Origin of the sequence: Streptomyces sp. H27-H5 (genome assembly GCF_026627505.1) — a bacterium.
Taxonomy (GTDB): Bacteria; Actinomycetota; Actinomycetes; order Streptomycetales; family Streptomycetaceae; genus Streptomyces.
The window spans coordinates 1-19,339 of sequence record NZ_JAPNLK010000099.1; the positions used below are offsets into that span (position 1 = coordinate 1).

Sequence of the window (19,339 nt, forward strand, 5' to 3'; positions counted from 1 at the left end):
TTCTACCTGCGGATCCGGTATCCCGTGGTCATCAGTGCTGGCCACTGTGGGCACTACTCCTTCTCCACCCTCAACTCAATGAATCATCCAGTATGCCTGGCTTGAGTCACTTTGACAGAGAGGGCTGCTTCGTGACGGCGACGAAGCGAGGCACGTACATGCCCTTGGACGACATCCGGAACAAGCTGATCCCCCAGCTCACCGAGGCACGCGTCACCAAGATCACGGTCACCGGGGGTGAGCCGTTCATGCACCCGGACCTGATCGAGATCATCGGCGCGTTCCGGGCGGCCGGCATGTCGGTGGGGGTGTGCACCAACGGCACCATGTGCAGCGACGAGCAGATCGCCGCCCTGGTGGAGCTGGACGCCCACATGAACGTGTCGCTGGACGGGTTCGCCGAGGAGTCGCATTCCATCTTCCGGGGGCTCCCGGGGTGTTTCGCGGAGACCATCGACACGATCAAGCGGTTCGCGGCGGCCGGCATCCTCCAGGGGTTGCTGTGCACGCCCAACTCCCTCGCGGAGGACGAGGAGTACCGCAAGCTGGTGGAGTTCGCCAGGGATCAGGGCGCCACGTACGTCCTGATGAACCCGCTCGGGAACATGGGCCGCGGCCAGTCGAAGCGGGCCCAGGGCCGGCTGCGCACCCCGGACGAGCAGATGCGGGAGATTGCCAGGATGACGGCCCCGTTCGAGGCGGACGGGATGGAGATGGTCAACATCCGGTTCCCCAACGAGGACAAGCCGCTGGGCGGGTGCGAGGCGGGGAACATCGTCTACGTCTTCACGGACGGGGCCATGGCGATCTGCCCGTACCTGGTGTTCGCCGCGCGGACCACGGCGTCCAAGCATCCCGACTCCGACTTCATCGTCGGCAACGTGTGGGAGCACGGCGACGTCGCGGACCGCCTGGACGCGTACGGGAAGTTCTCCGACCGGTGGGACCTGGGCGGCAACGCGACGTGCGGGGCCTGCGCGATGTCCTCGTCGTGCGGGAAGGGCTGTCCGGCCGCCGTGGTGGCGTCCGGCGAGAGGATCGGTGCCGTCGACACCGAGCTGTGCCCGGTCGTCCCGAAGCAGACCCGCGTACTGCCCTTGATCGGCGTGTCATGAGCGGCCGGTTCATCACCCTCGACGGCCCCGGCGGGGTCGGGAAGTCCACCGTGGCCGCCCTGGTGGTGGAGATGCTGCGCGCCGAGGGCGCGGCCGTGCACGCGACGAGGGAGCCCAGTGACGCGTCTCTGGGGACGCCCGCGCGCAACGGGACTGACCTGTACCGGGGGATGAGCATGGCGTGCTTGATCGCCGCCGACCGGTACATGCACGTGGAGGAGGAGATCCGGCCGGCGCTCGCCCGTGGGGAGATCGTCGTCTGTGACCGGTACGTGGCTTCGTCCCTCGTGCTCCAGGTCATCGACGGAGTGAGCCGGGACGTGGTGTGGGAGCTGTCCCGGCACGCGGACATGCCGGACCTCGCGGTCGTCATCAACGCCCGTACGGACGTGGTCGAGAAGAGGTTGACCGAGCGGGGGGCGCACAGCCGGTACGAGCGGGAGCCGGGGAGCAGCGAGCGGGAGTGCGCGATGTTCCGTGAGGCCGCTAGGTTCCTTACGTCCTTCGGGGTGCGAGTCCTCCAGCTCGATGCCAGCACCGCAGGGCCGGAAGACATCGCGCGCGCGATCGTGGCCGCGATCCATAACCGTGGATGAGGGGCAGTTCGTGACCAGCCTGGGCACGCTCGACGTGCTGACGTTCAACCTGAACAACCCCGGCCGGGAGCGTGCCGGGCGGCAGCTCGCCTATCTGGCCGCCCGGCCGGAGCAGGTGCTGGTCCTCACCGAGACGGCGGACAGTGCCGGCTGTTCCCTGCTGGAGGACAGGTTCCGGTCGGCCGGGTACTCGGTCACGTTCCCTCGGCCCGAGGGGCGTGAGCGGGGGGTGATGATCGTGAGCCGGCTGGAGACCCGGCCCTTGGAGACGGGGGTGGGAGTCCTGCCGTACCGGGCGGCCGGTGTCACGGTGGACACCGAGGATGGTCCGCTGGACGTCATCGGGTTGTACGTGCCGTCCCGGAACGCAAGCGACGAGAAGATCGAGCGGAAGCGGTCGTTCCTCCAGGACTGTCGGGACAACCTCCTCGACGGTCGGACCGCGAACCGGGTGGTCCTGGGTGACTTCAACGTCCTGGAACCCGGGCACGTCCCGGCGTACCGGTTCTTCGCCCCGTTCGAGTACGAGTTCTATGAGTGGCTCGGGACGGCCTGTTACGTGGACGCGTTCCGGCACCTGCACCCGGAGCTGCTGGACTATTCGTGGGTCGGGCGGACCGGGGACGGCTACAGGTACGACCACGCCCACGTGTCCCGGCGGATCGTGGGCCGGTTGCGCGGGTGCTCGTACGTCCACGAACCGCGCACCATGGAGGATCGCCTCACCGATCACTCCGCGCTGACGGTGCAGCTCGCCATCAGCGCCGCGGCTCCCCTGGTCGTGGCCGACCCGGTGGACGTGCCGGTGGTGACCGAGGCCCTGTTCTGATCCGCACCACGACCAAAGGGGACGACATGAGCGACACGATGCACGGCGAGACCTGGGACCGGATCGTCCGTATCAAGGGATGGCTGGACGAGAACGCCGGCGACCTCACCGAGCGGGAGCGCACGATGATGCGCGTGCTCAAGATCGGCGAGGAGTTCGGGGAGGTGGCCGAGGCTCTTCACGGGGCGCTCGGCTCGAACCCGAGGAAGGGGAGCTCCCACACCTGGGAGGACGTGACGAAGGAGCTGGTGGACGTGGCGGTCACGACGCTGGTGGCGCTGGCCACCATCGACCCGGACGGGGCCAAGACCCTGGACGCCCGCCTCACGGCCCTCGTGGACCGCATCCCGGCGTCCTGATCCTGGCCCGGGGCGCTCGTGCCCCGGGTGTCGCGGCCCGCATCCGTTCTGGGTGTGGGCCGTCGGCTTGTACGGGCTCTCACCTGCGCACACTTGTGGCGTACCTCTGCCGATTCCGGGTGTGAACTGGGTGTGATCTTGAAGAAGCGAGAGGTATGCCGGACGTATCTCAACAGTCGTCCAGAGGTGCCGGGATGGGGGGCGGCGTTGAACGCGCGCCCCTGACCTGGGGTTTCTCGGTGCTACTGTGCAGGTCAGGGCGTTGCGGCTCTGTCCCCTTTACCTGGCGTCCCTAATTCGGGACGAAGAGGTCGTGGGTTCAAATCCCGCCACCCCGACTTCGTAAGACCAGGTCAAGGGCTTGATCCGCATTGCGGGTCAGGCCCTTTCTGCGTTTCCGGGGCCCGGTGGTCGGGGCGTGTCGGATGCGTGCGGGGGCCGGTGGGGTGGTTTCGGGGGAGCATGAAGGGATGGAGAGGGCATCCCCGGGGGTGTCGGTGGGCCGGGTCGGGTGGCCGCGGTCGGGGAGGGGATCGGGGCGGACGAGCTGGCGCTGGCCGCCCGCAACCACGGTCTGCCCCTGGAGGCGCTGCGTTACGAGGTGACGCCGGCCGGGCTGCACTACGTGCTGGTGCACTACGACATCCCCGCGGCCGACGCGGGCGGGTGGCGGCTGCGGGTGGGTGGGCGGGTGCGGACGGCGGTGGAGTGGGGGCCGGACGAGCTGCGGGCCCGGCCGGCCGTCACGCGGCGGGTGACCATGGAGTGTGCCGGGAACGGGCGGGCGCGGTTGTCGCCGCGGCCGGTGAGCCAGCCCTGGCTGGTCGAGGCGGTGGGGACCGCCGACTGGACGGGGGTGGCGCTGGGCGGGCTGCTCGCCGAGGCGGGCGTGGAGCCGGACGCGGTCGAGGCGGTGTTCAGGGGCGCCGACCACGGGTTCGAGCGCGGTGTGGAGCAGGACTACCGGCGGAGCCTGCCGCTGCCGATCGACGCGGACGTGTTGGTCGCGTACGAGATGAACGGGCGGCCGCTGCCGCCGCAGCACGGGTATCCGCTGCGGCTGGTGGTGCCCGGCTGGTACGGCATGGCCCAGGTGAAGTGGCTGACGGACATCACGCTGGTCGACGCGCCGTTCGCGGGGTTCCAGCAGTCCGTGGCCTACCGGTTCCGGCAGTCGCCCGACGAGGCCGGGGAGCCCGTGACCCTGATCGAGCCGCGCGCCCTGATGGCGCCGCCGGGCTTCCCCGACTTCATGTCCCGTACCCGTGTCGTGCGGCCCGGGTCGGTGCCGGTGGCGGGCCGGGCGTGGTCGGGGTACGGGCCGGTGGTTCGGGTGGAGTTCAGTGCCGACGCGGGCCTGAACTGGGTCGACTTCGAGGTGGCGACGCCGTTCGGCGGGCGCTGTGCCTGGCAGGCCTGGCGCGGGGTGTGGGAGGCGACGCCGGGTGAACACACCCTGGCCGTACGGGCCACGGACGCCGAGGGGCGGCGGCAGCCGCTCGAACAGGTCTGGAACCGGGGCGGCTTCGGCAACAACGCGGTGCAGCGGGTGGCGGTGGTGTGCGCTCCGCAGGGGTGACCGTTCGGCTCCCGGCGGGTGTGAGGAGATTCAGCGCTGACGGTCCGGGTCGGCGAGCGGGGCCGTGGAGGTGTCCGGGGCCGGGTAGGCGTCGAGTTCCGTGCGGACCAGGGTGACGAACTCCCGGGTGCGGGTGTCGACCGCGCGGTCCTCGGCCAGCCGGTGGAGGTGGTCGAGGACGGCGTCGACCGTGTCGAAGGGGCCGACGGGGCGCAGCAGCCACAGCCGGCCCCGGGGGCGGGGCGGCAGGCCGAGGTCGGCGAGGGCCGTCACGGATTCGGCGTCGAGGAGGTCCACGTCCTCGGCCGGGAGCGGGGCGCACTCCACGCGCGTGATGTGGCCGCGGCCGTCCAGTTCGCTCTCCACGGCCCAGTGGGTGCCGCGGTCCGGGATCCAGGTGCGGGCGCTCGGGGGCCAGACGTAGGGGAGGAAGACCCACGTCGCGTTCTCGGGTGCGGGCTCCCAGCCGAGCACCGCCAGTTCCCTGATCTCGGGCAGTCGGTCCGGTTCCTGTTCGCTGCGTCCGGTGCGGCGCTGTGCGAGCGGGTGGGGTGATCCGGTCTCGTCCCAGGACATGCGGGCACGCTATCCGACGGGGTGGCCGATGTGCGTGACCCTGCGGGGTCCCGGCGGTCCCGGGCGTACGCTGGGGCACAAGTAGACGCTGTCCACATCTTTGGAATCGACGATCCCATGCCCGCACCGGCCACCGAACCGACGCCCAAGCGCGCCACCTACCGCCACGGCAACCTCCGCAGCGCCCTGCTCGACGCGGCTCTGGAACTGGCCCGCGAGGGCGGGCCCGACGCGGTCTCGCTGCGCGAGGTCACCCGGCGGGCCGGGGTGTCGCCCAACGCCGCGTACCGGCACTTCGCCGACCGGGGGGCGCTGGTGCACGCGGTCTCGCAGGCGGCGATGGCGCACGTAGCGCGGGCGATGGAGGCCGAGATCGACGCCCTCCCGTCCGCCGGGGATCCCGCGGCGGTGGCGCGGGCACGCTTCCGGGCGGTGGGGACGGGGTACCTCCGCTTCGCCGTCACCGAACCGGGCTGGTTCCGGACGGCGTTCCACGTCCCGGCCGACATGGTCCACGCCACCGACATCACCGCCGCCGGCGAGGGCGGGCTCACCCCCTTCGAGCTGCTCGGCGCCGCCCTGGACGGGCTCGTGGACGTCGGTGCGCTGCCCGCCGAGCGTCGCCCGGGCGCGGAGTTCCTCGTCTGGTCGGCGGTGCACGGGCTGGCGGCGCTGGTGATCGACGGTCCGCTGCGCGGGGTCACCCCGGAGCAGGTCCACGACGCGGGCCAGGACGTGATCGCGATGTTGGAGCGGGGGATCTGAGACCGCTCGGATCCGGGGCGCCGCGGCGCGACCCAGGCGCGTCCGCCGCCGCGCCCGGGCGGCGGCTCACGGTCGTCTGAAGTCCACTTCCGACGGGCCCGGTTCGCCGGGCCAGGACAGCAGGCGGGTCGGGGCGGGCGGGTTCTCGGCGAGGACGGTGCCGCGCGAGACGACGTATCGGGGTCGGACCTGGCGGCGGATCGCCTCGGTGGGCGACTCGGCCGGCAGCAGGACGAAGGAGGCCGGGGCGCCCGGGGTGATGCCGTACTCGGTCGCGGACAGGCCGAGGACCCGCGCGGCGCGGTCGGTCACCATCTCGAAGGCGCGGGGGATCTCGTCGGCCCCGGTGAGTTGGGCTGCGTACACGCCGACGAGGGCGGTCTGGAGCGGGTTGCCGGTGCCCAGGGCGTTCCAGGGGTCCATCACGTCGTCGTGGCCGAAGGCCACGTTCACCCCGGCCGCCAGCATCTCCTTGACCTGGGTGAGGCCGCGCCGTTTGGGATAGGCGTCGAAGCGGCCCTGGAGGTTGAGGTTCGCGAACGGGTTGGAGACGAGGTTGATCCCGGCGCGGGACAGCAGCCGTTGGAGTTTGAAGCTGTACGCGCCGCCGTAGGAACCCATGGCGGTCGTGTGGGAGGCCGTCGCGCGTTCGCGCAGCCCGGTGCGCAGCGCGAGCGTGGCCAGGACCTCCACGAAGCGGGACTGTGCGTCGTCGATCTCGTCGCAGTGCGCGTCGACGCGCAGGCCCCGTTCCTCGGCGAGCGCGAAGGCGATCCCGAGCGAGGCCACCCCGTCCTCGCGGGTGTCCTCGAAGTGCGGGATCGCGCCGACCACGTCCGCGCCGCGCCGGACCGCCTCGCGCAGCAGCGCCTCGCCGTCGGGGAAGGAGACGATGCCCTCCTGCGGGAAGGCGACGATCTGCAGGGTCATGACGTCCCGTACCCGGTCCCGGACCTCCAGCAGCGCGTCGAGGGCGGTGAGCCGCGGGTCGGTGATGTCGCAGTGGGTGCGTACGTGCAGCACGCCCTGGGCCGCCTGCCAGCGCAGCACCTCGGTGGCGCGGGCGATGACGTCCTCGCGGGTCAGGGTCCGCTTGCGCTCGCTCCAGCAGGCGATGCCCTCCCAGAGGGTGCCGGAGGCGTTCGGGCGCGGCTCGCCGGCCGTGAGGGCGGTGTCGAGGTGGATGTGCGGCTCGACGAAGGGGGCGGTGAGCAGGCCGCCGTGCGCCTCGATCAGGACGCCGGTGGCGGGTGGCTCCTTCTGGTCGTCGTGCGGGAGGACGCGGGCGATCCGGCCGTCCTCCGCGACCTCCACGTCGCTGAGTCCGTCGCCGCCGGCGGTGTGGTGGTCGGTCAACAGCCGGGCGCCCCGGACGATCATCCGCATGGCGTCAGCGTACGACCGGGGGCGGCCGGGTGGGCCTCAGGCGGGCCGGGGCGGCGTCATCGCCCGAACGCCGACGGCCCGCGGTTTCCGGTGGGAAACCGCGGGCCGGTGACGGGGTGACGGGCGGTGGAACGGCGCCGTGACGGGTCGGTGACGTGGTCGGTCAGCCGCGCTTGGCCTGGGCCTTCTGTTGCATGCCCCGGGTCTTCGCGGAGATCGACTGCACATCCCTGACCGCGGCCTTGGCGCGGGCCTCGGCCGCCGTGTTCTTCGCCAGCGCGCGCTCGGAATCCTGGTGGCCGTGATGTTCGCCGCGAGCCTTCCTGGCCATGACCACTCCTCCTCGGCGCACGGAAAGACGTACGTACTCCACTGTCCCTCCGTTCCGGCCAGGGGGCATCCGGAGGGCCCGTCACCCGTTCGGCGGACTCAGCCGCCGCGCTGCGATCCGGACGACGGGGGCTTCATTCCCCGCGAACGGCGCGCGTCCTCGTCCATCGCCCGGGCCTGGGCCTCGGCGATGTCCTCGATCCTGCCCTTGCTCTGCTGGTCCGAGCTCTTCGACATCCGCGAACGCGAGGAGCCGCTGTCGCCCGACATGTCGGACTGCTCCTTGGGCTGCTTCGCCATGATCGTTCCTCCTTGAGGACGGCGGGTGGGATCCCCGCCCACGCTGCCGCCTTCCGGGCGCCGGGACCATCCGACAGCGCCGATCGGGTTACATGGGGGGCATGACTGACGCAGACGCCTTCGCAGACACGCCCGCCATGCCCGACTGGGAGAAGCGCTTCCGGGCCCCGCGCGTCGGGCTGCCCGAGTGGGCCGAGGACGCGCCGGACCGTTCCCTGTTCGTCTCCAACGCGACCGGGACCTACGAGCTGTACGCCTGGGACCGCGCCACCGGTGCCCAACGTCAGGCCACGGACCGTCCGAACGGCACCACCGACGGCACCCTCTCCCCCGACGGCGAGTGGATCTGGTGGTTCTCCGACACCGACGGTGACGAGTTCGGCACCTGGGTCCGCCAGCCGTTCGCGGGCGGCCCCGACACGCCGGCCACGCCCGGTCTGGAGCCCTCGTACCCCGCCGGACTCGCGATCGGCCGCGACGGCACGGCCGTCGTCGGCCGGTCCACCGACGAGGAGGGCACCACCGTCCACGTCGTCCGGCCGGGCGGCGGCGCGCCGGCCGTGATCTACCGGCACCGCGAATCCGCCGGCGTGGGCGACCTGTCCCGCGACGGGACCCTGCTGGTCATCGAGCACACCGAGCACGGCGACGCGATGCACTCGGCGCTGCGCGTCGTCACCCTCGACGGGTCCGCGGTCGCGGAGCTCGACGACTCGAAGGGCGGCACGGTGGAGCTGGGGCTGGGCGTGCTCGGCTTCGCCCCGGTCGCCGGCGACACCCGGCTGCTCGTCGCCCACCAGCGGCGCGGCCGCTGGGAGCCGATGATCTGGGACGTGGCCACGGGCACCGAGACCGACCTGGGGATCGAGCTGCCGGGCGACGTGGGCGCCGAGTGGTACCCGGACGGTTCGGCGCTGCTGGTGTCGCACGACTTCGAGGCGCGCGGCGAGCTGTGGCGCTACGACCTGGACTCGCGGTCCCTCGTCCCGGTGGAGACTCCCCCGGGTTCGGTGTCCGGCGCGACGGCCCGCCCGGACGGGTCGGTGGAGTACCAGTGGTCCTCGGCGGCCGAGCCGGCGGCCGTGCGGTCCACGGCGGGCGGCGTCGTGCTGGACCCGCCCGGTTTCAGGCCGCCGGGCTCGGTGCCGGTGGAGGACGTGTGGGTGGAGGGCCCGGGCGGTCGGATCCACGCGCTCGCGCAGCGGCCGACGGGCCGCGGGGACGGCCCCTTCCCGACGATCTTCGAGATCCACGGCGGCCCGACCCACCACGACACCGACTCGTTCCTGGCGACCCCGGCGGCCTGGCTCGACCACGGCTTCGCGGTGGTCCGGGTCAACTACCGGGGTTCGACGGGCTACGGGCGCGAGTGGACCGACGCCCTCAAGCACCGGGTCGGTCTGATCGAGCTGGAGGACATCGCGGCCGTCCGGGAGTGGGCCGTCGCGTCCGGTCTGGCGGATCCGGCGCGGCTGGTGCTGTCCGGCGGCTCGTGGGGCGGGTACCTGACGCTGCTGGGCCTGGGGACCCAGCCGGACGCCTGGGCGGTGGGGCTGGCGGCGGTGCCGGTCGCGGACTACGTGACGGCGTACCACGACGAGATGGAGGCGCTGAAGTCCCTGGACCGCACCCTCTTCGGCGGCACTCCGGAGGAGGTCCCGGACCGTTTCGAGGCGTCCTCCCCGCTGACGTACGTGGACTCGGTGAAGGCGCCCGTGCACATCGCGGCGGGCCTCAACGACCCGCGGTGCCCGATCCGGCAGATCGAGAACTACGTGGACCGCCTCGCGGCGCGCGGGGCGGTGCACGAGGTGTACCGGTACGACGCCGGGCACGGTTCGCTGGTCGTGGAGGAGCGGATCAAGCAGGTGCGGATGGACCTGGAGTTCGCGCTGAAGCACCTTCCGGCCTGACCCGGCAGCCGATGACCGGTGCACCCCCCGTACCGTGGTGGGGTGCACCGGTTTCTCCTGACCCCGCGCTGGTGGGGGATCAACGTCTTCGTCGCGCTCGGTGTCCCCTTCTGCCTGTTCATGGGGACCTGGCAGCTCGGCCGGTTCGAGGACCGCGTCGACACCCACCGGGAGGCGTCCGCCGCACGGCCCGCCGACCGGGCGGCCGCGCCGCTGGACTCGCTGCTGCCGGTGGACACCGAGACCTCCGGGCGGCCGGCTTCGGCGTCCGGTGTGTACGGGCGGCAGTTGCTCGTCCCGGAACGGCAGCTCGACGGGAAGTCCGGGTTCTACGTCCTGACCCTGCTGAAGACCGACTCCGGCAAGGCCGTCCCGGTGGTCCGGGGCTGGCTGCCGGGCACCGCGGACCCGGCGAAGGCGCCGGCCGCGCCGAGCGGGCGGGTCGAGGTGACCGGGGCGCTCCAGGCGTCGGAGAACTCCGGGACCAAGGGCGTGTACTCGCAGGGCGGTCTGCCGGCCGGGCAGCTCGGGGTGATCGGCGCCGCGACGCTGGTCAACATGGTGCAGGAGCCGCTGTACGACGCCTGGCTGACGGTGCAGACCCCGTCGGACGGGATGGTTCCGGTGCCCGCGAAGGCGCCGACCAACACCGGCCTGGACCTCAAGGCCTTCCAGAACCTCGGCTACACCGGCGAGTGGTTCGTCTTCGCCGCGTTCGTGCTCTTCATGTGGTTCCGGCTCTACCGGCGCGAGGTGGAGACCCTGCGCGACACGGAGGCGGGCCTGCTGCCGGCGGAGCCGGTCGCCGCGGAACCCGCCCCCGCCGCTACTGCGTCGACGCCCCCAGCGCGATAGCGCCCGTCCGGTAGACCGTCCCGCCGCAGGCGTCGGGGATCGTCGTCTGCGTGGTCGGCGCCCCCGCCTCGGGGGTGTGGGACACGGCCACGCCGGTCGGGTCCGGGCTCGCGCCGCCGTTCACCGGGTCCGCGGCCGCCCCGTCGGCGCCGGCGCCCTGGGTGCCGGCCGGGGGCTCGCCCGTGCCGCCCGCCGGGGGCTTGCCCGTCGGTCCGGCGGATGCCGCCGGACAGGACTGGGCCGAGGGCACCCAGGCGAACCGCACCTCGTACGCGGCGTTCGGTTCGAGGACCACCGTGGCGGACTCGACGGCCGGGTCGGGCAGCAGTCCGCTCGCCGGGTCCCCGGCGGTGTGGCTGAGCACGGTGACCCCGGAGCCCTGCGCGGGCGGGGCCGACCTCGCCACGGAGGCGGCGGTGACGGTGTCCGGGCCGGTGACCGTGCAGTCCCGGCCGGAGACGTTGGTGACCTTGAAGCTGCCGTACACCTTGCCGTCGGCCCGGGGGGCGCGGGCACTGCCCAGCACCCCCAGCTGGTCGGCGGAGCATCCGGGCACCACGCCGGCCGCTCCCACCGGGGGCCTCGGGGTGACGTCCGAACCGCTCGCGGCGCCGGCGGAGGCCGTGCCGGACGGGCCCGCCACGACGCTGTCGGACGGGGAGCCGCTCGGCTGCGGGGACGGCGTGCCGCCGGCGGTCTGGCCCGTCCCCGGGCGGAAGGTGGGCTGGGCGGCGGACTTGCCCGAGCCGTTCTGGTGCGGGGCGGAGGTGCCCCCGCTGTCGCCGTCCTGCTGCTGCCCGTGCCCGGCCATGGCGGAGTGGTCGGTGGCGGAGCCCTGGCCGCCGGCCAGGTGCAGGGCGGCCGGGACGGCCGCGCCGGCCAGTACGGCCGCGGCGGCGGCGCAGACGAGGACCTGCCGTTTGCGGGCCCGGCGCGCGGGGACGGCGTACCGCAGTCGCTCCAGCGCCCCCTCGGACGGCTCCAGGCCTTGGACGGCTCCGCTCAGCAGGCTCCGCAGCGCCTGTTCGTCGGCGCCTTCGGCGTCGTTCTTCCGGTCGTCCATCATGACTGCGCAGCCTCCATCGCCACCCGCAGCGCGGCAATGCCCCGCGATCCGTACGCCTTCACCGAGCCGAGCGATATGCCGAGTGTCTCGGCGACCTGAACCTCCGTCATGTCCGCGAAGTAGCGCAGCACGAGGACCTCGCGCTGGCGTCGTTGGAGCCCCCGCATGGACTTGATCAGGTCGTCCCGTTCCAGTTGGTCGTAGGCGCCCTCCTCCGCGCTGGCCATGTCCCGCATCGGCTTGGACAGCAGCTTCAGGCCGAGGATGCGGCGGCGCAGCGCGGAGCGGGAGAGGTTGACGACGGTCTGGCGCAGGTAGGCCAGGGTCTTGTCGCGGTCCCGGACCCGGTTGCGGGCCGAGTGGACGCGGATGAAGGCCTCTTGGACCACGTCCTCGCAGGAGGCGGTGTCGTCGAGGAGCAGGGCGGCCAGGCCCAGGAGAGAGCGGTAGTGGGCCTGGTACGTCTCGGTGAGGTGGTCGACCGTGGTGCCGGCCACGACGACCTTCTCGGTGTCGGCGCCCGCCGCGTCCGGGTGCGCCGGGCGGGCCTGGGCGCTGCCCGGCTCGACCGCGTTCGGGGCGGCCTTGACCGCCGTGTCGTCTGGGGCGTTGCTCCCGGGGGCGCCGGCGCTATCCCGGGGTGAGGGCACGCGGCCGCCCCGGATCGGTACGACGGACGGCGTGGACGTCGCCGCGCTCGCCGGCGGGACGGGCACGATCACAGGAAGGCCGCCGGGCACGTCCGATCGCCGGCGCGGGGGAATGAGCCCGGTACGCACCGGTATGACGGTGAAGTCGAGCAATGCCTCTGCCACGCCTGTTGGACACGCGTCCCCCCGTCAGGGTTGTACGCGCGAGCCAGAGTTTCCGGCAATATCCCCATTGCGCTCATGCGTACCCGCTCTTCCCGGTTGCCCCATTTATCCAGGCGGCAGTCGGGCCATCACCTTGATCAAGGGATCGACACCGATCCTACAAAGCGAATTACGCAAATTCACCCGCAATCAGTTCCGAGATCTGCGTCGCATTCAGGGCCGCGCCTTTGCGGAGATTGTCCGCACAAACGAAGAACTCCAGGGCCCGCCGGTCGTCGAGCGAGGCCCGTACTCGTCCCACCCAGGCCGGGTCCGTGCCGGCCGCGTCCACGGGAGTGGGGAACTCCCCCGCGGCGGGCTCGTCGACCAGGACCACCCCGGGCGCCGCCTCCAGGATCTCCCGCGCGTGCCCGGCGTCCACCTCGCGCTCGAACCGGGCCCGCACCGACAGGGAGTGCCCGGTCAGCACCGGGACCTGTACGCAGGTCACCGCGATCGGCAGGTCCGCGAGGTCGAGGATCCGCCGGGTCTCCGCCCGTACGGCCAGTTCGTGCGAGGACCAGCCGTCCTCGCGCAGCTCACCGGACCAGGGCACCACGTTCAGGGCGAGCGGGGCCGCGAAGGGGCCGGTGTCCTCGCCCACGGCACGGCGCACGTCCCCGGGCTGTTCCCCCAGGGAGGTCCCCGCCACCAGCGACATCTGGCGGCGCAGTGTCTCGGTTCCGCCCCGGCCCGCGGCGCTCGCGGCCTGGTACGAGGAGACGACCAGGTCGGCCAGCCCGTACTCGGCGTGCAGCGCGCCCAGCGCGGCGATCATCGAGGCGGTCACGCAGTCCGGGCCCGCCACGATGCCGCGCGGCCGCATCCGTACGGCGTGGCCGTTCACCTCGGGCACCACCAGCGGCACCTTGGGGTCGTCCCGGAAGGCGGGCGACTGGTCCACGGCCACGGCTCCGCGCGTGGTGACGACGGGCGCCCAGCGCGCCGAGACGTCGGCCGGGGTCAGGAAGATCACGACGTCGCCCGGTCCGAGGCCGTCGAAGGCGTCCTCGGTGAGGGCGAGCACCTCGATCTCCTCCCCGCGCACGGCCAGCACACGGCCGGCCGAGCGGGGGGAGGCGATCAGGCGGATGTCTCCCCAGACGTCGGCCCGCTGGGACAGGATCCCGAGCAGGACCGAACCGACCGCTCCGGTCGCCCCGACCACGGCGAGTGCCGGTGCCGGGGTCGACCGGGTCGGCGTCATCGTCCGGTGCCTCCGTAGACGACGGCCTCGTCGCTGTCGGAGTCGAGTCCGAAGGCCGTGTGCACGGCGCGGACGGCCTCGTTGACGTCGTCCTGGCGGGTGACGACCGAGATGCGGATCTCCGAGGTGGAGATCAGCTCGATGTTCACGCCCGCGTCGGACAGGGCCTGGAAGAACGAGGCCGTGACGCCCGGGTTGGTCTTCATGCCCGCGCCGACCAGGGAGATCTTGCCGATCTGGTCGTCGTAGCGCAGGGACTCGAAGCCGATCGCGCCCTTCGCCTTCTCCAGGGCGTCGATGGCCTTGTGGCCCTCGGTCTTGGGGAGGGTGAAGGAGATGTCCGTCAGGCCCGTGGAGGCGGCGGACACGTTCTGCACGATCATGTCGATGTTGATCTCGGCGTCCGCGATGGCACGGAAGATCGCCGCGGCCTCGCCCGGCTTGTCCGGAACGCCTACGACCGTGATCTTGGCTTCGGAGACGTCATGAGCGACTCCGGAGATGATGGCGTGCTCCACCGGCTCGTCCCCTTGCGGATTCTCGTTGCTGACCCACGTGCCCGGCAGTCCGGAGAAGGACGAACGGACGTGGATCGGGATGTCGTAGCGGCGTGCGTACTCGACGCAGCGGTGCAGCAGCACCTTGGACCCGGAGGCCGCCAGCTCCAGCATGTCCTCGGAGGAGATCCAGTCGATCTTTCTGGCCTTCTTCACGACGCGGGGGTCCGCGGTGAAGACGCCGTCGACATCGGTGTAGATCTCGCAGACCTCGGCGTCGAGCGCCGCGGCGAGCGCCACGGCAGTCGTGTCCGAGCCGCCCCGTCCGAGGGTGGTGATGTCCTTGCTGTCCGCCGACACGCCCTGGAAACCGGCGACGATGGCGATGTTGCCCTCGTCCAGCGCGGTGCGGATTCGGCCCGGCGTGACATCGATGATGCGCGCTTTGTTGTGCACCGAGTCGGTGATGACACCTGCCTGGCTGCCCGTGAACGACTGGGCCTCGTGGCCCAGGTTTTTGATCGCCATGGCCAACAGGGCCATGGAGATCCGCTCTCCGGCGGTCAGCAGCATGTCGAATTCGCGGCCGGCAGGCATCGGGGACACCTGCTCGGCGAGATCGATCAGCTCGTCCGTCGTGTCGCCCATCGCGGATACCACGACGACCACCTGGTGGCCGTTCTTCTTGGCATCCACGATTCGCTTGGCGACACGCTTGATGCCTTCGGCATCCGCTACGGAGGAACCTCCGTACTTCTGCACGACAAGGCCCACGTGCGCTCCTCGCTCAGTCCGTCTCATTGCTGGTGCAGTCTAACGAGCGGCCGCGATCCGACCGCTTCGTACCACATCATGAGACTAAACGATCAAAGGATGGGTTCGCTCGCGCCGCGGCTTCGATTGCCGCCCAGACCCAGCGGACCTGCGATTTCCTCGACCATCACGCGCCCCGCCTGCTCCGCGAGATCGTCCTCGGTCAGGTCCTCGTCGGTGTCCAGACCGTCGAGCTCCTCCAGCGGCTGGTCCAGCCGTACGTGGGCCACGAGCGACTGGAGCGCGCGCAGGGTCGCCGAGGCCGTCGAGCCCCAGTTGGAGAAGTACGAGAACTGCCACCACCACAGCGCCTCGGTCGTCCGGCCCGCCCGGTAGTGCGCCAACCCGTGCCGCAGGTCGGCGACCACGTCCGCGAGGTCGTCGGAGATCCGGTGCGCGACCGGGACCTTGCGCGGCTCGTACGGGTCGAAGACCTCGGAGTACACGTCGACCGGGTCCAGCATGTAGGCGAACCGCTCGCGCAGCTCGTCCACGTCCGGCTCCGGTCCGAGGTCCGGCTCGTAGCGCTCGTCGGGCAGGACGTCCTGGTACGCGCCCAGCCGGCCGCCCGCCAGCAGCAGCTGCGAGACCTCCAGGAGGAGGAAGGGCACGGCGCTGTCCGGGTCCTCGCCCTTGGCCACCTCGGTGACCGCGACGATGAAGGACTCGATCTGGTCCGCGATCTGGACGGCGAAGTCGTCCGGGTCCTGACCCAGGGCGTGCAGCGTTGCGTCAGACATCGAGAAGTCGCCTTCCTTCAAAGGCCCGCCCCAGCGTGACCTCGTCCGCGTACTCCAGATCTCCCCCGACGGGGAGCCCGCTGGCCAGGCGGGTGACCTTCAGGCCCATGGGCTTGATCATGCGGGCGAGGTAGGTGGCGGTCGCCTCGCCCTCCAGGTTCGGGTCCGTGGCCAGGATCAGCTCGGTCACGGTGCCGTCCGCCAGGCGCGTCAGCAGCTCACGGATCCGCAGGTCGTCCGGACCTACGCCCTCGATCGGGCTGATCGCCCCGCCGAGGACGTGGTACTTGCCCCGGAACTCGCGGGTCCGCTCGATCGCGACGACGTCCTTCGGCTCCTCCACGACACAGATGACCGTCGTGTCGCGGCGGGGGTCACGGCAGATCCCGCACCGCTCCTCCTGCGCCACGTTCCCGCACACCGCGCAGAAGCGGACCTTGTCCTTCACTTCGAGCAGCGCGTGCGCGAGGCGACGGACGTCGGTGGGCTCCGTCTGCAGGATGTGGAAGGCGATCCGCTGCGCGCTCTTGGGCCCGACGCCGGGCAGCCTGCCCAGTTCGTCGATCAGGTCCTGGACCACGCCTTCGTACAACGGACTGCCTTCTTTCGCTGTGGGGTTTCACGGTCCGGCCGCGGGGGCCGGAAGGGGTCTAGAACGGAAGGCCCGGAATGCCGCTGCCGCCGCCCAGACCCGCGGTCAGGGGGCCCAGCTTCTCCTGCTGGAGCGCCTGGGCGTTCTCGTTGGCCGCCTGGACCGCCGCGACCACCAGGTCGGCGAGGGTCTCGGTGTCCGAGGGGTCCACGGCCTTCGGGTCGATCACGAGCGCGCGCAGCTCGCCGGAACCGTTGACGGTGGCCTTCACGAGGCCGCCGCCCGCCTGTCCCTCGACCTCGGCCTCGGCCAGGGCCTCCTGGGCCGCGGCGAGGTCCTGCTGCATCTTCTGGGCCTGCTGGAGCAGCTGCTGCATGTCGGGCTGGCCACCACCGGAAATCACAGGGCACTCACTCCACACCTTGGGAACGCTTGGTCAATCCGAGCCTACGTGCTCCCCGCGCGGCGCGCCCTACGCCGTGAGGACCAACTCTTTCGAGTGAGAGACGGGGGGCGCGCGTACCTGATGGAGACCTCCTTGCGAGCGGAAAACCCGGGATTCGTCGTCCATCGCGTGTCATTCGAAGGTAGGAAGAGCATGCGCACCATTGCGCACACGCGCACCACGACACGTCAGCGCAGGCAGAGGGAGTGCCCGGTGAGTCAGCCGGAGATGCAGCCCGAGGGGCCACCCCGGGATCCCGCAGAGGACGGCGACCTGACCGGGCGACCGTTCCCTCTCGGGGACTGGGGCGAGCCCGCCGAGCGGCTCGACGAGCTCTACCGGCGGGTCGAGGCCGATGCCCTGCGCACCGCCGAGTGGTATCTGGCCGACCGGGCGTGGAAGCGGCGGGGGGCCCGGGCGCTGCGGGTGGGCGCCGCCGCGGGAGCCGTGACGGGGGCGGCGATGCCGCTGCTGGAGCTGACGGGCTCGGCGCCGGGCGCGGCCTCGTACGGGTACCTGTGTCTGCTGCTGGCGGCCGCGTGCCTGGCCTGCGACCGGTTCTTCGGTCTGACCTCCGGGTGGATGCGGGACGTCGCCACGGCCCAGGCCGTGCAGCGGCGACTCCAGGCGTTGCAGTTCGACTGGGCCTCGGAGAACGTGCGGGAGGTGCTGGGCCCCACGGAGGGCACGGCGAGCGAGGCGGCGGAGCGGTGCCTGACGGTGCTGCGGCGCTTCTCGGAGGACGTCACGGATCTGGTCCGCTCGGAGACGGCGGACTGGATGGTGGAATTCCGGGCCGGGCCGGCGCCGCTGGTGATGCAGTCCCTGACCACGTCTCCGGCCCGCACCGACCCGGGCATCCCGGCCGGCAGGTTCCCGCTCCCGCCCGGCACCCGGCCGAACATGCCCCGCCAGCGCCCGCCGGAGCAGCCCCGCTGAGAGCGGGGGCCGCCCCGACGGGCGGGACGGCTCGGACCGGTCGCCGGTCGCCGGTCGCCGGTCGCCGGTCGCCGGTCGCCGGTCGCCGGTCGCCGGTCGCCGGTCGCCGGTCAGCTGAAGATGATCATCGAGCCCTGGGCCAGGCTGCGCGTCGCCGCCGCGTGCAGTCCCAGCCACACGTGTCTCTCCCGCGCGAACGGACTGTCGTCGTACGGGATCGGCCCGGCGGGCTCCTCCAGGGACGTCGGCCGCCCCGGCGGAGCGGGCGCCGCCGGCGGGTTCCCCGGGTCTATCCCGATCGCCGGAGCGACCAGGGCCAGTTCCCGCAGCAGGCCTTGGGCGGACCCCAGCGGGCCGCCCCCGGCCAGCAGTTCCTCGTTGGCCAGCGGAGCCGCGAAGTCCACCGGCACGTACGCGCCCGCGTGGTCGTAGTGCCACACCAGGTGCGACTGCTGCGCCGTCGACTCGAACATCTCCAGGAGCTGCTCGTAGTCACCGCCCAGCTCGTCCACCGGGGTCACCGGCAGTCCACAGATCTGGAGCAGGTACGCCCTCCGCAGGAAGTGCAGGGCGTCGTAGTCGAAACCGGCCACCGGAGCGACATCGCCGGAGAGCCCCGGCATGTACGCGAACACGGGCACGGATGGAAGTCCCGCCGCGCCCAACGCCTTGTCGTACGAGGCGATCTCTTCCGCGAAGGGGTTGTCGGGGCTGTGGCACAGCACGTCGACAAGGGGGACCAGCCACAGGTCACAGGCCACTCGGGCTCCGATCAGTCGTTGCCGCCGATTCCGCCAGCGTAGTGCGCCGGACACGCTCAGCGAAGAGGTCCGCAGAACCTGAGGGCGTCCGCCGGCCCCCGGCCGGGCCCGGGCACGGGCTCCGCCCACCCGGGGCGGCTACAGTCCGGCCGCCCAGTCCAGCCCGTGTTGGTTGTACGCGTGCACGATCCGGCGCACCTCCGTCGCGTCCGCCCGCGTGACCGCCTCCACCAGTTCGCGGTGGCCGTCCCACAGGGCGCTGCGCATGTCCGCCGTGCCTTGGAGGTGGGGGACGGAGAAGACCCAGCACTGCACGCGTATCCGGTGCAGGAACTCGGATATGTAGGTGTTGCCGACCAGCCCGCTCAACTCCCGCCAGAAGCGCAGGTCGTAGCCGATCAGCACTTCGAGCGAACCGCTCTGCGCGGCCCGTCGGGCCTCTTCGCCCCGGCGTCGCACGGAGACGAGCATCTCGCCCGCCCCCGGGCCGGCGCCGCGTTCGACGAGCCGGCGGAATATCCCGTCCACGATCAGCATCCGGGCCTCGATCATGCCCCGGAAGTCGTCGACGGAGTACGTCCGGACCCGGAACCCCCGGTGTTGCACGGACTCCAACAGCCCCTGCGCCGAGAGGTCGACGAGCGCCTCGCGCACCGGGGTCGCGGAGACCTCGTACTGCTCGGCGATCTGCTTGACCGTGAACTCGGTCCCCGGGGGCAGGCGTCCCGCGAGCACCTCGTCCCGCAGCGCGTCCGCGATCTGCCGGCGAAGTGTGTTGCGGGTGACAGCGCCGCTGCCTGGCATAGGGGTCCGTCTCCTCCG

22 protein-coding genes are annotated in these 19,339 nt (G+C 71.9%); 9 read left to right on the forward strand and 13 right to left on the reverse strand.

The window, feature by feature from the left end:
- Positions 1-131 precede the first annotated feature (131 nt).
- The 5 genes from OTB19_RS34300 to OTB19_RS34320 all read left to right on the forward strand — a co-directional run bounded on the left by OTB19_RS34300 (position 132) and on the right by OTB19_RS34320 (position 4,478).
- Positions 132-1,115, forward strand: coding sequence for a radical SAM protein (locus tag OTB19_RS34300; protein ID WP_267802637.1), 984 nt, complete (start codon positions 132-134; stop codon positions 1,113-1,115).
- On the forward strand, positions 1,112-1,711 hold the full coding sequence (tmk, locus tag OTB19_RS34305) for a dTMP kinase (RefSeq protein WP_267802638.1): 600 nt from the start codon (positions 1,112-1,114) through the stop codon (positions 1,709-1,711). Before OTB19_RS34300 ends, tmk begins: the two co-directional genes overlap by 4 nt.
- Before the next feature lie 10 nt (positions 1,712-1,721).
- Positions 1,722-2,540: an endonuclease/exonuclease/phosphatase family protein gene (locus tag OTB19_RS34310; protein ID WP_267802640.1), complete on the forward strand. Its 819-nt coding sequence runs from the start codon at positions 1,722-1,724 to the stop codon at positions 2,538-2,540.
- 26 nt (positions 2,541-2,566) lie between these two features.
- Positions 2,567-2,899 carry a MazG-like family protein gene (locus OTB19_RS34315; protein ID WP_267802641.1) on the forward strand — a complete coding sequence of 111 codons (333 nt, stop codon included), beginning with the start codon at positions 2,567-2,569 and terminating at the stop codon, positions 2,897-2,899.
- 511 nt (positions 2,900-3,410) lie between these two features.
- Positions 3,411-4,478, forward strand: a complete 1,068-nt coding sequence (locus OTB19_RS34320) for a sulfite oxidase (protein ID WP_267802642.1) — start codon at positions 3,411-3,413, stop codon at positions 4,476-4,478.
- A gap of 30 nt (positions 4,479-4,508) precedes the next feature.
- On the opposite strand, the gene OTB19_RS34325 is transcribed toward OTB19_RS34320, so the two are convergent.
- The gene (locus tag OTB19_RS34325; RefSeq protein WP_267802643.1) at positions 4,509-5,054 is read right to left on the reverse strand and encodes a DUF5956 family protein; all 546 of its coding nucleotides are present in this window, start codon (positions 5,052-5,054) and stop codon (positions 4,509-4,511) included.
- A 117-nt stretch (positions 5,055-5,171) separates the two neighbouring features.
- Here OTB19_RS34325 and OTB19_RS34330 point away from each other — a divergent pair, with 117 nt between their 5' ends.
- A complete protein-coding gene (locus tag OTB19_RS34330) occupies positions 5,172-5,819 on the forward strand; it encodes a TetR/AcrR family transcriptional regulator (RefSeq protein WP_267802644.1) in 648 nt (215 codons plus the stop codon).
- Positions 5,820-5,885: 66 nt separating this feature from the next.
- On the opposite strand, the gene codA is transcribed toward OTB19_RS34330, so the two are convergent.
- The 3 genes from codA to OTB19_RS34345 all read right to left on the reverse strand — a co-directional run bounded on the left by codA (position 5,886) and on the right by OTB19_RS34345 (position 7,835).
- Positions 5,886-7,205, reverse strand: a complete 1,320-nt coding sequence (codA, locus tag OTB19_RS34335; RefSeq protein ID WP_267802645.1) for a cytosine deaminase — start codon at positions 7,203-7,205, stop codon at positions 5,886-5,888.
- 163 nt (positions 7,206-7,368) lie between these two features.
- Positions 7,369-7,536, reverse strand: coding sequence for a hypothetical protein (locus OTB19_RS34340; RefSeq protein ID WP_267802646.1), 168 nt, complete (start codon positions 7,534-7,536; stop codon positions 7,369-7,371).
- Between the two features lie 98 nt (positions 7,537-7,634).
- Positions 7,635-7,835, reverse strand: coding sequence for a hypothetical protein (locus OTB19_RS34345; RefSeq protein WP_053676933.1), 201 nt, complete (start codon positions 7,833-7,835; stop codon positions 7,635-7,637).
- A gap of 92 nt (positions 7,836-7,927) precedes the next feature.
- On the opposite strand from OTB19_RS34345, the gene OTB19_RS34350 reads away from it, so the two are divergent.
- Positions 7,928-9,748 (forward strand): prolyl oligopeptidase family serine peptidase, encoded by a 1,821-nt coding sequence (locus OTB19_RS34350; RefSeq protein ID WP_267802647.1) that lies wholly within the window; start codon positions 7,928-7,930, stop codon positions 9,746-9,748.
- A 42-nt stretch (positions 9,749-9,790) separates the two neighbouring features.
- Entirely contained in the window at positions 9,791-10,603 is an 813-nt protein-coding gene (locus OTB19_RS34355; RefSeq protein WP_267802648.1) for an SURF1 family protein, read from the forward strand.
- On the opposite strand, the gene OTB19_RS34360 is transcribed toward OTB19_RS34355, so the two are convergent.
- The 7 genes from OTB19_RS34360 to OTB19_RS34390 form a co-directional block, all read right to left on the reverse strand.
- The gene (locus tag OTB19_RS34360) at positions 10,575-11,669 is read right to left on the reverse strand and encodes a hypothetical protein (RefSeq protein WP_267802649.1); all 1,095 of its coding nucleotides are present in this window, start codon (positions 11,667-11,669) and stop codon (positions 10,575-10,577) included. The genes OTB19_RS34355 and OTB19_RS34360 overlap by 29 nt on opposite strands.
- On the reverse strand, positions 11,666-12,385 hold the full coding sequence (locus OTB19_RS34365; protein WP_420716970.1) for a SigE family RNA polymerase sigma factor: 720 nt from the start codon (positions 12,383-12,385) through the stop codon (positions 11,666-11,668). The genes OTB19_RS34360 and OTB19_RS34365 overlap by 4 nt, the downstream gene beginning before the upstream one ends.
- 268 nt (positions 12,386-12,653) lie before the next feature.
- Entirely contained in the window at positions 12,654-13,730 is a 1,077-nt protein-coding gene (locus OTB19_RS34370; RefSeq protein WP_267802651.1) for an aspartate-semialdehyde dehydrogenase, read from the reverse strand.
- Complete coding sequence (locus tag OTB19_RS34375; protein WP_267802652.1) at positions 13,727-15,001, reverse strand: aspartate kinase; 1,275 nt, start codon at positions 14,999-15,001, stop codon at positions 13,727-13,729. Before OTB19_RS34375 ends, OTB19_RS34370 begins: the two co-directional genes overlap by 4 nt.
- A gap of 92 nt (positions 15,002-15,093) precedes the next feature.
- Positions 15,094-15,780 (reverse strand): DUF5063 domain-containing protein, encoded by a 687-nt coding sequence (locus OTB19_RS34380; RefSeq protein ID WP_267802653.1) that lies wholly within the window; start codon positions 15,778-15,780, stop codon positions 15,094-15,096.
- Positions 15,773-16,372 (reverse strand): recombination mediator RecR, encoded by a 600-nt coding sequence (recR, locus tag OTB19_RS34385; RefSeq protein ID WP_267802654.1) that lies wholly within the window; start codon positions 16,370-16,372, stop codon positions 15,773-15,775. Before recR ends, OTB19_RS34380 begins: the two co-directional genes overlap by 8 nt.
- Before the next feature lie 58 nt (positions 16,373-16,430).
- Positions 16,431-16,775, reverse strand: coding sequence for a YbaB/EbfC family nucleoid-associated protein (locus tag OTB19_RS34390; protein ID WP_078998671.1), 345 nt, complete (start codon positions 16,773-16,775; stop codon positions 16,431-16,433).
- Positions 16,776-17,030: 255 nt separating this feature from the next.
- Here OTB19_RS34390 and OTB19_RS34395 point away from each other — a divergent pair, with 255 nt between their 5' ends.
- On the forward strand, positions 17,031-17,756 hold the full coding sequence (locus tag OTB19_RS34395; protein ID WP_267802655.1) for an SLATT domain-containing protein: 726 nt from the start codon (positions 17,031-17,033) through the stop codon (positions 17,754-17,756).
- Positions 17,757-17,866: 110 nt separating this feature from the next.
- Here the strand turns inward: OTB19_RS34395 and OTB19_RS34400 are convergent, their stop codons facing one another.
- Positions 17,867-18,517 carry a hypothetical protein gene (locus OTB19_RS34400; RefSeq protein WP_267802656.1) on the reverse strand — a complete coding sequence of 217 codons (651 nt, stop codon included), beginning with the start codon at positions 18,515-18,517 and terminating at the stop codon, positions 17,867-17,869.
- A gap of 138 nt (positions 18,518-18,655) precedes the next feature.
- Positions 18,656-19,321, reverse strand: a complete 666-nt coding sequence (locus OTB19_RS34405) for a GntR family transcriptional regulator (RefSeq protein ID WP_267802657.1) — start codon at positions 19,319-19,321, stop codon at positions 18,656-18,658.
- Between the last annotated feature and the right edge of the window lie 18 nt (positions 19,322-19,339).